This window comes from Roseicella frigidaeris, assembly GCF_003258945.1.
In the GTDB taxonomy this organism is placed as follows: Bacteria; Pseudomonadota; Alphaproteobacteria; order Acetobacterales; family Acetobacteraceae; genus Paracraurococcus; species Paracraurococcus frigidaeris.
Window position 1 is genome coordinate 1 of the sequence record NZ_QLIX01000051.1, and the last position, 12,065, is coordinate 12,065.

Below are 12,065 nucleotides of genomic sequence, written 5' to 3' on the forward strand. Positions count from 1 at the left end.
CCCCCTCCGATGGAGACGAGCGAATCACGATCCGGGGCCGGTCGCGAGGGGGAATTTCAGCAGCCTGCTAGAGGCTTCGCTGGACCAGGGCGAGGCGGGAGTGGCTCCGTCGTGGCTTGATGTGGTCGACGTTCAGTACCACGCCGTCACGCTGGGTCCGCCTACAGAGCTGACACCGTCCGTCAAGGCGACGCAGCGCGTTGTGGCGGAGCCGCCGCCACTGAGGCGTGGCCAGGAGCGCAGGCAAGGCGATGAACTTGGCCGACCTGCCGCAGGGCAGGGGACACCACCCAGCGCCAGAGGGCAATGAGGAGCTGGCCGAGAGCGCGGAAGAGCAGGGGGAGGGCGGTGGCAACGAATGACGATAGCGCCGCTATATCATGTCGCCATTGTGCCATATGGCAATCGTACTTTACGGCTAGCACCAGCACCAGCGCTTCGGGTCACGCGCCGCGTTAAGGATCTCCGAGACCCGCGCGAAGGCTGGGTTGCCAGGAAACCACTCCGACAAAGGCTCTCTCTGCGTCCTTCGAGCGGACGATGGGCCAACTCTCTCATAACCCATGGATCCCCGTTCGGGATAAGGCCAGATCCCAGACTGTCCAAACAGGACTAACACGCGTTCTTCGCCTTTCCCGCGTGTTAGACAGAGCGTGCCTTATTCCTTGTCCGTACGTCGGCAAGCTGCTGGAATCATGGCGTGTCCGACCCCGCCGTCCTGCCCGCGCTGCCTTCGCCGCTGCAGGCCGCGCAGCCCGCCGAGGCCTATGCCCGTGCCTCGCTCTCGCCGGCGACGCTGCGCGCCTACCAGAGCAGCTGGCAGGCCTTCCTCGACTGGTGCGCCCTGGCCGGCCGCCAGGCCCTGCCCGCCACGCCGGCGACCGTCGCCGAGCACCTCGCCAGCCTCGCCGCCACCCACAGCCGCGCCAGCCTCGCCAAGCGCCTCTCCGCCATCGGCCAGTACCACCGCTTGGCGGGGCACGCCTTCGCGGCGTCCCACCCGGTGATCCACCACACCCTGCGCGGCATCCACCGCCAGCACGGCCGCCCGGCCCGCCGCGCCGCGGCCCTCACCACCGCCGAGATCAAGCGGCTGCTCGCCACCTGCCGCACACGCGGCCTCGCCGACCTGCGCGACCGCGCCCTGCTGCTGCTCGGCTATGCCGGGGCGCTGCGCCGGGCCGAGCTGGTGGCGATCGCGCGCGAGCACCTGACCCTCACCGCCGACGGCCTCAGGCTGCTGATCCCGCGCAGCAAGACCGACGCCGCCGGGCAGGGGGCCGAGATCGGCATCCCGCGCGGCCAGAAGCCCGAGACCTGTCCCGTCCGCGCCCTCGAGGCCTGGCTGCAGGCGAGCGCCTGCCGCTACGGGCCGGTCTTCCGCAAGGTCAGCCGCTGGGGCGAGGTCGAGCCCGCCGGGCTGCACCCCGACGCGGTGCGGCAGATCCTGCTGCGCCGCGCGGCGCAAGCCGGGCTCACCGTCTCGGGCCAGGAGCGGCTGTCGCCGCACGGGCTCAGGGCGGGCTTCATCACCGAGGCCTACCGGCAGGGGGCGCGGGACGAGGACATCATGGACCACACCCGCCACCGCGACCTCAGGACCATGCGCGGCTACGTCCGCCGGGCCAGGCTGCTGACCGAGAGCCCGGTCACCAAGCTCGGGCTGTGAGCGCTGCGGCGACCAGCACGGACAGTGGGGCAGGGGAGGGAGCCGCGCCCGCCCTCGACGTCGAGGTGCTGGCGCTGTCGCATCCCGACTGGCTGTACCACCACCTGCGGGTCACCGGCGATCCGGACGCGGTCGCGGGCTTCCGGGTGGCGGCGGCCGGGCCCGGGCTGATCCCCTGGACGGACGGTGCCGGCCAGGCCGCCGAGGACTGGTTCCACCTGCTGGCCGCGCCGCCCGGCCCGCAGCGGCGCAGCCTCAGCCTGGAGGGCTGCCGCATCCTCGCCGGCCAGCTGTGCGACGCCGCCGAGGCGCGGGCGCGGCTCATCGCCGAACGGGCCGCCACCAGCCGGGCCTGCCCGCTCTGCCTGCACCGGCTGCTGCCCGTGCCGGCGCAAGTGCTGCGGCTTGGGCCGGCGGCGCCGGAGAGCCGCGCCTGGCTCTGGCGGCACTGGGGTACCACGGCGGCGCTGCGCGGCGTGGTGGCGCTGCCGGTGCCGGGCCGGGGCAGGGGGCGGCCGCCCGATCCCGGGCTGCTCTGGCTCGGCTTCTGGTCGGCCGACTGGACACCCTGGCCGGCCATCCGGGCGATGCGGCAGCGATGGCCCGATCTCTCGATCAATATCCGCCCCCTCTACGATGACCCCTGAGGCCGAGGCATCGCGCGCGGCGGTCGGCAACAGCGGCGCGCCGGTGCTGCGGCTCGCGGCCTGGGAAGGCCCGCTCGACCTGCTGCTCGAACTCGCCCGGGCGCAGCGGGTCGACCTGGCGCGGATCTCAGTCACCGACCTCGCCGGGCAGTTCGCCGCGGTGCTGGAGGAGGCCATCGCGCGCCGGGCGGTGCCGCTGTCGCGGCTGGCCGAGTGGACGGTCATGGCGGCGTGGTTGCTGGCGTTGCGGGCGCGGCTGCTGCTGCCGGCCGGCACCGCCGAGAATGCCGAAGCGGAGCGGGAGGCGGCGGACCTGCGCCGCCGGCTGGCCAAGCGCGCGGCGGCGCGGCGGCTGGCCGACTGGCTGGAGCGGCGGCCGCAGCTCGGGCGGGAGGTGTTCGCGCGCGGCGCGCCCGAACAGGAGGCGGCAGCCGAGCTGGCGGCGGACGTGACCGCGCTGCTGCGGGCCTGCCTCAGGCTGCTCGAGGTGCCGGTGCACGAGCGGGTCTACCGGCCGCGGCCGCCGGCCCTCTGGCGCGTGTCGGAAGCGATGGCGCGGATCCGGGTGATGCTGCCGGAGCTGCCTGCGGATGGCGCCCGGTTGGAACAACTGCTGCCGCCCACGCCGGCCGGAGAGGGCGCCGCCCTCTGGCGCCGCAGCGCCATCGCCAGCACTCTCCTCGCCGGGCTCGAGCTCAGCCGCGACGACATGGTCGAGCTAAATCAGAAGGTAGCATTCAGTACCATCACGATTGGTCAGAGCCCGCGTAAGCGAGCCCGGTAGCAAATGCGCTCTAATTTGCTTGGCATGGCGGAATCCATCCCCTCGCCCATGCCGTGCTTCTTCTACGCCCGGAGGCCGCTGGGCCAGGACCGAGGCGAGATGCGAAGATCGGCATGAGTTCGGTAGCTCAATTCGAGTTGGTGCTGCTTCTCCTGGCGGGAGTGGTGTACCTGGAACTGTCGACACATTGGCCTTGTCTAATACCCGTCGCGGCGCCGATCCTGGGCGGCGGTGCGGCACAGCAAGCCGAACCGCTGCCGCTCGCAGCGGCCATTTCACCACTGACGAGGCCGTTGACTGCAGATATGTAGCGTCGTGGTCCCGCTCACTGGATCAACGTTGATTAGTGAAGCGGGCGTTGCCGAGACCCGTGCCAATGGTGAGCACGGCCCAGTGCTCAATGTCCTGCATCGCCGATGTCTCACTCAGTCCCTGAACGACTGCGTCATTGTGCAAAATCACAAGGGGCTCAGATTGGCCAGACTTCGTTAGCACCGTAGCGAGACGAGCTGGAAAGTTAAAAGATGCATCTTCCCAGCCCCCGCCAGGTAGGTTCTGTCCACCACGCTCAATCACGCCGTCATCCCGGATTAGGCCTGGACAGCCAACTCCGATAACATTGCAAAGCCGCATTCCTTTCTCATCCGCCCGGCGCGCAAGTTTGCTCAGCATCGACGCGAGGCGGTCCACTGCCTCCTCGCGTTCGGGCTTCTCATCGGCATGGCGCCAAAGCTCGGAGAACAGGACGTTAGCTTGAGACAGCAATCCTTCTTCGCGCTGCCCTAGCGACACAAGCCCTGCGCGTATGTTGGTGCCGCCTATATCGGCAGCGAGCACGACGTCGCATTGTCGCAGTAGCTCCGGAGGGGCGAGATGGACCGTCCCGCACAAGGCAGCGTCGTCCGGGTGGCGCGATACTGGGCTCATCTGCACTCGCTCACCTCCGGCCTTCAACAGAATGCCAACTCGACCTACTGCCAAACGGCCCACCCGTGACCCGAGAAATCCCCCGCCAAGGGCGATCCGCTCAGTGCCTTTCCACTGCGGTAGGCGCAAAAGGCGGCGTACCACGCCTGCCATTTCCTGCGCGAAATCCTCGATTGCTGATTGCACGAGCCCAGCCGCTTCGGGATCAGCTTCAGCGGCTTGCAGGACACGATCGAGTTCCTGTCGATCAATCTCACCACTTGGGCGCTGGTCACCAAATGGATCTTCGCCACAACCGCGCCGCACGCGCTCGCGCCAATCTTCCAGGATGGCAATAAAAGCACGGTTGCTAGCTCGGTCCCCAAGGAAGCCTTGACCGGAGGCGTCGCGCAGTTCGGCGCCGTAAGTGTCAACACGGACCAGTGGAAGGTCCTTTGCTCCATGCCGTGCGGCTCGTATGGCGGCTGGAAGGATCGGCATCGTCGCTTTTTCACCGGGTCCGTTCATCGGCTTGTCCCCAAGTGCTGGGACAACGCACCGAACCATAGCTGAACTGTCTGCTGTCATTAGAACGTCACGGATTGCCAGATTTCGGGCACTGTCCGGATCTTGCCGAACTGTCGTAAGCTTGATTCTTGGAAGAAGCCTCAGCGCAGCTGCTGCCAGATTGCGACAAGCTAATGGCCGCTGGATTTGTGATATTCGGTTTTGACCGATGCTATCGATGTGGCACCGGCGGGGGATATTGTGAGTAGGCGGCTTGGTGCGGCCTGGGGCCGAAAGAGGCATCTTCAATATGCTGCTTTGCCGGTGACGGCGAGTGCCAACGATCTCATGGTACTGCTGGTCACCAAGCGTCGCAGCGGGCGCTGGGTTATTCCTAAAGGATGGGCTGAACCCGATCTGTTGCCTCACTTGCTCGCCGCACGAGAGGCTTTCGAAGAGGCAGGTATTCTCGGCGAAGCGGAGCCGAATGCGATTGGCGCATACACCTACCGCAAACGCCTACCAGATGGGCGTCGAGCTATCTGCGAGGTGACGGTTTTCCCAATGAGAGTGGTGGGATTTGCTGAGACATGGCCAGAGCAGGGCCAGCGGCGGTCCCGCTGGGCTACGCTCGACGAGGCTGCCTCGCTTGTCGAAGAACCCGGGTTGGCCAAGCTGCTCTGGCAGGTCACTTCGACGCCTCTCACGAACGAGCAATGACATGGAATCCAACAACGCTGCGCTCCGTGAGACGCCACAGCGACAGCCTCTCAAGAGGGCACCGCCGGCATTTTGAACGCACGCCAAGCTTGACGCAGGTGGTGTCGCGCCGCAGTCGGGCGCCGTTTAGCCCATTCCACGAAGGCGCTGGTGGCAGGGGCGAGTTCTGCATTACCTGCAGCGAGCCGCTCCGCCAGGCCCCCAAACGGCCGCTTACGATTATGTGCCGCGTCGCGCGTACCCGGATGCTCGCACCGTGCTGGGCGAAGGCGCGGTCCGAAGTGTCGAAATACGTGGTGACTTCGTGCCGGAACCACAGCGGTTGCGAGCAGCCACAACCTCATACCTAGGTCGGCTCACGGGTAGTCAGCTAGGCTGGGCCCATCGAGAAGCCGATCAACGAGCATCTGAGCCTCCCGCATGAGTGCATCTAGGCCGTGCGGGACACGGTTGTGCAGGATCGTAAGATTTCTACCAGAACAGTAGATGGCTACGGCCCACCCATCGCCTTCCTCTCGAATTTCCATCTTGGAGTTTCGATAATGGCGGACTTCGAGGGAGCGACGGCGACGCATGCAGATTCCTATGGTGCTGACTAACGCGTGACACAGCGCGGAGACAGGCGATCTGGCAAGGCCATCCGCTTGCACGATCGCTAGCGCTACCTTCGGCAACTCGACGCTCCGTCCTCATACGCGTAATCGCGGACGTGCAACTTCTATGAGTGGCAGAGGACCAGCAATCCTAGCGGATACTCTGCGTGTTGGCGGTGCAGGGAAACCCATTCCGGCTGTTGGAGCAAGGATAACAGAAGGAGGCATGCCTTTTGTTGCTTTGAGGTTTCATTTTAAAACACACAGCCCTTACCGATCCGGGTCCGGGCTAGATGCGAGCCTCCTTGCTGTCGCAGATGGTAAGCGATGCAGGCACACAAAGCAGGTCACTGGTTTTGCAGCTGTATCCCACATGTCATCGCCACGGGGATAGGCGCCACAGAGCGCTCGGCCTGTCCATCCAGACTGAAGATAAGCCACATGAACCTCATCTCGAAGTTGCAGAGTCCGGAAGTTGTCATCATTTGCCATGAACCCCGTAACGCGGCTATCGCGCGGGCGTAGTCGGCCTTGCGCACCACGATCTGCTTAAAGGCTCTGATGCGCGAGCAATGCGCGCCCATGTCCCGGCAGGCCGAAGTCGGCAAGGTCGTGGATTATATGCTGACCCTTGGGAGGGCCTTCAGCCGCTTTCTCACCGATGGCAATATCTGTTTGAGCAGTAATGCTGTCGAGCGCGAGCTGCGTGGCGTGGCTCCCAGCGGAAAAACCTGGATCTTCACCTGCAGCGACCGTGACGGCGAGCGCGCTGCAGCAATGTGCTCGCTGATCGCCACCGCCATGCTGAACGATGTCGATCCACGGGCTTGGCTTGCTGACGTGACGGCACGCATTGCGGACCACCCGAGATCCCGGCTGCACGAGCTACTGCCTTGGCACTGAAGGCAGCACACGCGGCATCGGACGGATGGATACGCTTTTGCCTTATCTACAGACTCTCGAGCTGAAATGCCCATACCGAGAATGGCCCCGAGCCGGGTCCCATTAGAAGGCATAGAGCAACAAAACGTACAAGCAACTTAATCTGATCGACATGTCTCGATGATAGTCGGTGTGCCGCTCCCGTCATCCCATTGCAGTCAAGAGTGCCGCCTGGGTGCGGGAATACCGGGAGCTGACATGAGCGATTCGACGATGTCCCCTGCCGTCGAGCAGGAGAATGGCGGCGCGACGACCGCCGGTCCCGTGAAGAACGTGATCCTCATGATCGCAGACGGTGCTGGCGCCAATACGCTCGAGGCGACGCGCCTCTACCTCCAGGGCCTGCCGCCAAGCGACCCGCGCGGCGGTGAGGTGGGCACACTGGTCGTCGACGGGCCGGGGTTCGTCAACACGCGAATGTCCACCTATCCGCTCGATACGCGGACCCTGCCGGGAAGCGACGCGCAGAACCCGGCGACGGTCTACGACCCAGCGAAGAATTACGACACGACCCTGGTGCCCGGCACCACCAGTGCCGGCTATCCGCGTGCCTTCGCAGGCTACGAGTGGAACCGTGCCACCGCGCCAGACTCCGCCAACACCGCCTCTGCCATTGCGAACGGCCACAAGAGCTACAACAATGCCCTGAACGTAGACGGCAGCGGCGATCCGCAGTTCACCACAGCCGAGTTGGCGCATGCGCTGGGCAAGGCAACGGGCGTCGTCTCCACCGTGCAGATCTCGGATGCGACCCCGGCGGCAGGCGGTGGGGCCCATAACATCAGTCGCTCCAACGCGCAGGCGGTGGCGGCTGAGATGTTCGGCAACGGCATTCTCGACGTCATCGGCGGCGCCGGCAACCCGGATTACGACGACAACGGCCAGCGCGTGGCGGCGCCAAACCACCAGTGGATCGGACCGGATCTCTGGGCGGCTTTGAAGGGCGACAGCTTCGTCTCGGCCGACGGCGGCAGCTGGAACCTGCTGCAATCCCGCGAGGAGATTGCCGCGGCCGGCAGCGGAGCGCCGACGACCGAGCGGTTGGCTATGCTGGTCGAAGCCTTTACTGGCAGCAACTACTACCGTGCCGGCGCGGCCCCGGCCGGCGAGACGGAGATCCCGTTCTCTGTTCCCCGCCTGGAAACCTCTCCGACGCTTACTGAGCTGTCGGCGGCCGCGCTCAACCGCCTGAATGCCGATCCGGATGGCCTGTACATTTCCATCGAAGGCGGCGCCGTAGACCGCGCGATGCACGGCAACAACTTTGGTCGAATGATCGAGGAGTATATCGAGTTCAACGACACCGTGAAGTACGTCATCGACTGGGTGAACTCGGAGGAGAGCCGCGCGACCTGGGACGACACGCTGCTCATCGTCACCGCCGACCATGATCATCTGCTGTTCGGCCCGAACGGCGCGACCATCCCGTTCCAGCCGGTGCTGCCGGACCAGAACGGTGACGGCGTGCCGGAGTATTCCTGGCTGGGCAACGGACATTCCAATCAGCTCGTGCCGCTCTACGCTTATGGCGCCGGGGCAGCCGAGGTTGGTGCGCTCGCGCAGCACCGCGACGTGGTGCTGGGCGCGCAGGGGCAGGCCGTCGCCGGCAGTGGCCGCACCTACACGGACCAGACCGAGCTCGGTGACTTTCTGCTTGACCAGATCAAGTTGGGCGCCAGCGCATTGCCGCCGGCGTTCAATACCCTTGATGGCGAGCCGCCGTTGGTGATTGGCCATCGCGGCGCCAGCGCCTACCGGCCTGAGCACACGCTCGCCTCCTACAAGCTGGCCATCGACCTCGGCGCCGACTTCGTCGAGCCCGACCTGGTCGTGACCAAGGACGGCGTACTCATCGCGCGCCACGAGCCGGAGCTCGGCGGTACCACCGACGTCGCTGACCACCCGGAATTCGCCGATCGCCAGACTACCAAGATGCTGGATGGCGTACCGATGACTGGGTGGTTCGCCGAGGACTTCACCTTGGCGGAGATCAAGACGCTCTACGCACGCGAGCGCATCCCGGAGATCCGCCCCGATAACACTCAGTACAACGACATCTACCGCATCCCGACATTTGTCGAAGTCATCGACCTGGTGAAGCAGGCGGAGGCGGAGACCGGCCGCACGGTGGGGATCATCCCAGAGACCAAGCACCCGACCTATTTCGAGTTCGAGGGCACGCACCTCGACGGCTCATCGATCCACGCCGACACCAGCCAACTCATGGTGGAAGCCCTCGTCGCGGAAGGCTTCACTGACCCCTCCCGCGTCGTCGTGCAGTCCTTCGAGCTGGCAAACCTCATTGATCTGCAGACGCGCATCATGCCGGAGGCGGGCGTCGACCTGCCACTGGTGCAGCTGATGAACGAGGGCGGCTACGACATCGCCTTCAACTTCGATCCCACCAAAGCCACGCTCGGCGCCGATCCCGGAGTCTATGGAGACTTCGACTTCTCGTTGAGTGCAATGAGCCCGACCAATGGCGATCTCTACACGCCGGCGGCGTTGCAAGCGATGAAGGCGCTCTATGCCGAGGCGATCGGTCCTTACAAGGACGACCTCCTGCCAGTCACCAGCCTGGCAACGCCGGTCGACGGTAACGGCGATGGTGTCGCCCAGATTACGCGGCAGTTGACCGGCGAGCAGACCTCGCTTCTCGAAGATGCGCATGCGGCGGGGCTGGAGGTCTTCATCTACACCCTGCGCGACGAGGAAGCGTTCCAATCGCTGAATCCGGACGGCACGGTCCGGACCCCGGAAGAGGAGTACCGTCAGTTCATCGACCTCGGCGTCGACGGGTTCTTCACCGATGCCTCCGATACGGGACGGCGGGCCGTGCAGGCGGTCGAGGCTCGTTTGGCCGATGACGGCGTCTGGGCCTGAGCCCAGCTTACGGCGCCCCACCGCGCTGGGTTCTCCTCAGCGTCAGGGCGGCTGGCCGGACGCTCGTGGAGCAAAGCGCCGGAGACTGTCGGCACTTTCGTATGTTGCCGGCTATGAGGGAAAGGGAGGACCTCCTTCATGGCTTGAAGGAAAAGCCGCACCTCGCAAAAGACATCGGGCGCATGAAGTCTTGACCTGCGGCCCACAGGGCCGGGCGCCCAAACGGACGCCGCAGCTTGTGCTGCGAAGCCAAGCGAACCGGAAGTTCGCGTCCGGCGACTGGGTGGCACGAAGGTGGAACCTTCGTGCGCTTGGTATGTGTCTTTGGATCAACTGCTCTCTGACACCGACGCTGCATCCGCCTTCTTGCAGCAGTGCAAGCTTCTCGACGAGCTGAAGAAGCCGAGGTCCGACATTGGTCCGGCCGTCCAGCAACAGCAAGTCGTTCATCCGCCGGCGCCCTGCGCTGTTCCCCTGCCGGCGCATCGCCAGCAGGAAGACAGCGTAATTTTCAGCTTTCAGCAGCAAGCCGGCATCACTGAAGCGGATTGGTTCCAGCAGCGCCACCGCAAGCGGGTCCCAGCAGGGAAGGGGTTTGTAAACCCAGTGGAGCAGCACTCTATGCAATGAACTGCCGCAGTAACCAGTAGATCCCGCCAGCCAGGACCATTGCTGCGGGTAGGGTCAGCACCCAAGCGAGAGCAATGTTACGAACCGTCGCCCACTGGAGCCCTGAACCGTTCGCGGCCATGGTTCCGGCGACGCCCGAGGAAAGCACGTGCGTGGTAGACACCGGCAGGCCATAGAGATCTGCAGCGCCGATTGTCGCTGCCGCAACCAGTTCCGCAGACGCACCCTGTCCGTAACTGAGGTGCGCCTTGCCGATCCGTTCGGCGACGGTCACCACGATCCGCCTCCAGCCCACCATGGTGCCCAAGCCGAGCGCGATTGCGACTGCGACCTTTACCCAAGTGGGGATAAAGCGGGTGGCCCGGTCCAGTGCCCCCCGGAAATCCTGCAATATTGTGAGTTCCTCCGCTGTTACCAGGGGATCCTTAGCACGAATCACATGGCGTAGAGCTTCGTCGGCCAAGTACATGCTGTTGCGCACGTTCTGAACCTGCTCGGCTGGCACGCTGCCAATGGCACCATACGTGCGCACCTGCCGCGCGATGTCGTCAGTCAGCATGGCAAGCGCCGAAAGCGTGTCAGGGCGGCGCTCCCGGGTTTGCAGGTAGGCCTGCACGATGTCACGAGCAGACTGGGGCGTGGTAACAGGAGGACTCGATCCGGTATGCTGTCGCAGCACCGCAGCGGCCCTGCTCGAAACTTCGACGAAGCCCGCCGTTGCGGCCTCTGGAACTGCCCGGTTCAGAGCGTAAGCAGAAGGCACGACACCAATCAGGATGAGCATGATTAGTCCCATGCCCTTCTGCCCGTCATTGGAGCCGTGCGCGAAGCTCACACCTGTGCAGGTCAGGATCAGGAGGCTTCGAATCCAAAGGGGCGGAGGGGCTGAATCCTCCGGGGCGGTGTAGAGCTTGCGATTGCGCACGACCAGCTTGAGGGCCAAAAGGAGCAGAGCAGCGCCAACAAAGCCAACGACTGGGGAGAAGAGCAGCGCCTCGAACACCCCGCGTGCTTGCGACCAATCCACGCCTGAGGTGCCCGCAGTGTTCGATGCGGTGAGCTCGTTGGCAAGTCCAACACCAATGATAGAGCCGATGAGCGTGTGCGACGAAGACGCGGGCAGGCCGACGTACCAGGTGCCAAGATTCCAGATAATGGCCGCGATGAGCAGAGCGAAGACCATGGCGAGGCCAGCACCGCTGCCCACACGAAGGATCAACTCCACAGGCAAAAGGCTGACGATACCGAAGGCGACCGCACCCGACGAGGTGAGGACACCGAGGAAGTTGAAGAAGCCAGACCAGACCACGGCCACCGGAGCCGGAAGACTATGAGTGTAAATTACCGTTGCTACGGCATTGGCGGTGTCGTGGAAGCCGTTGACGAACTCGAAGGCGAGGGCGATCAGCAACGCAACGCCGAGCAGGGCAAAAGGAGCCCAGGTGGTCGGCCGTGCGCCGGCGGCATCGATATCGGCGAGCAGACTGTTCGCGGCATAGCCGATGCCCAAGGCGAGAACCGCGAAGATCATGAGGGGGCCATAGCGGCCGAGGCCGCCATCTAGTCTCGGCTTGGTTGGTACTTCAGCGACCCGGGCGTTCACCTTCGTCGACATCGTCATGTCTGACATGAGAGTTTCCCCGATGCAGGAGGCGAAGATGTCAACGCCGGGTTCGCAGGCTTGGCCTGCCCCCGTAGAAGTGGTCCGCCGGTGATGTAGCCTGGCGACTGCGGGGGGAGGTTCGGGGATGGCGAGGAAGAAGGCCCACACGCCCGAGGAGATT

At 64.9% G+C, this 12,065-nt stretch carries 9 protein-coding genes; 7 read left to right on the forward strand and 2 right to left on the reverse strand.

The annotated features are described in order from the left end of the window. The first annotated feature begins 700 nt into the window (after nucleotides 1–700). From DOO78_RS26130 to DOO78_RS26140, 3 genes are read left to right on the forward strand one after another with little or no spacing between them, the layout of a single operon-like run. Nucleotides 701–1,669 (forward strand): tyrosine-type recombinase/integrase, encoded by a 969-nt coding sequence (locus tag DOO78_RS26130; protein ID WP_111472816.1) that lies wholly within the window; start codon nucleotides 701–703, stop codon nucleotides 1,667–1,669. After that, entirely contained in the window at nucleotides 1,666–2,316 is a 651-nt protein-coding gene (locus DOO78_RS27220) for a hypothetical protein (protein ID WP_128080168.1), read from the forward strand. Before DOO78_RS26130 ends, DOO78_RS27220 begins: the two co-directional genes overlap by 4 nt. Then, nucleotides 2,306–3,100 carry a segregation/condensation protein A gene (locus DOO78_RS26140; RefSeq protein ID WP_111472818.1) on the forward strand — a complete coding sequence of 265 codons (795 nt, stop codon included), beginning with the start codon at nucleotides 2,306–2,308 and terminating at the stop codon, nucleotides 3,098–3,100. The genes DOO78_RS27220 and DOO78_RS26140 overlap by 11 nt, the downstream gene beginning before the upstream one ends. 333 nt (nucleotides 3,101–3,433) lie before the next feature. Here the strand turns inward: DOO78_RS26140 and DOO78_RS26145 are convergent, their stop codons facing one another. Then, entirely contained in the window at nucleotides 3,434–4,534 is a 1,101-nt protein-coding gene (locus tag DOO78_RS26145; protein WP_207803074.1) for an ROK family protein, read from the reverse strand. 303 nt (nucleotides 4,535–4,837) lie between these two features. Between DOO78_RS26145 and DOO78_RS26150 the strand changes: the two genes are divergently transcribed. From DOO78_RS26150 to DOO78_RS27225, 4 genes are all read left to right on the forward strand, one after another. Continuing rightward, nucleotides 4,838–5,233, forward strand: coding sequence for an NUDIX hydrolase (locus DOO78_RS26150; protein ID WP_279387834.1), 396 nt, complete (start codon nucleotides 4,838–4,840; stop codon nucleotides 5,231–5,233). A 1,124-nt stretch (nucleotides 5,234–6,357) separates the two neighbouring features. Beyond that, nucleotides 6,358–6,729: a transposase domain-containing protein gene (locus tag DOO78_RS26155; protein WP_128080169.1), complete on the forward strand. Its 372-nt coding sequence runs from the start codon at nucleotides 6,358–6,360 to the stop codon at nucleotides 6,727–6,729. A gap of 237 nt (nucleotides 6,730–6,966) precedes the next feature. Next, complete coding sequence (locus DOO78_RS27780) at nucleotides 6,967–9,651, forward strand: alkaline phosphatase (protein ID WP_165839098.1); 2,685 nt, start codon at nucleotides 6,967–6,969, stop codon at nucleotides 9,649–9,651. Nucleotides 9,652–9,975: 324 nt separating this feature from the next. Beyond that, nucleotides 9,976–10,281 (forward strand): hypothetical protein, encoded by a 306-nt coding sequence (locus DOO78_RS27225; protein ID WP_128080170.1) that lies wholly within the window; start codon nucleotides 9,976–9,978, stop codon nucleotides 10,279–10,281. Here the strand turns inward: DOO78_RS27225 and DOO78_RS26165 are convergent. After that, on the reverse strand, nucleotides 10,271–11,911 hold the full coding sequence (locus tag DOO78_RS26165) for an inorganic phosphate transporter (RefSeq protein ID WP_111472822.1): 1,641 nt from the start codon (nucleotides 11,909–11,911) through the stop codon (nucleotides 10,271–10,273). The two genes, DOO78_RS27225 and DOO78_RS26165, sit on opposite strands and share 11 nt — an antisense overlap. Nucleotides 11,912–12,065 lie beyond the last annotated feature (154 nt).

What these genes read in the sequence shown, in the direction of transcription:
- DOO78_RS27780 (WP_165839098.1), top strand. Translation starts at nt 6,967, where the DNA reads ATGAGCGATTCGACGATGTCCCCTGCCGTCGAGCAGGAGAATGGCGGC.
- DOO78_RS26145 (WP_207803074.1), bottom strand. Translation starts at nt 4,534, where the DNA reads ATGAACGGACCCGGTGAAAAAGCGACGATGCCGATCCTTCCAGCCGCC.
- DOO78_RS26140 (WP_111472818.1), top strand. Translation starts at nt 2,306, where the DNA reads ATGACCCCTGAGGCCGAGGCATCGCGCGCGGCGGTCGGCAACAGCGGC.
- DOO78_RS26165 (WP_111472822.1), bottom strand. Translation starts at nt 11,911, where the DNA reads ATGTCAGACATGACGATGTCGACGAAGGTGAACGCCCGGGTCGCTGAA.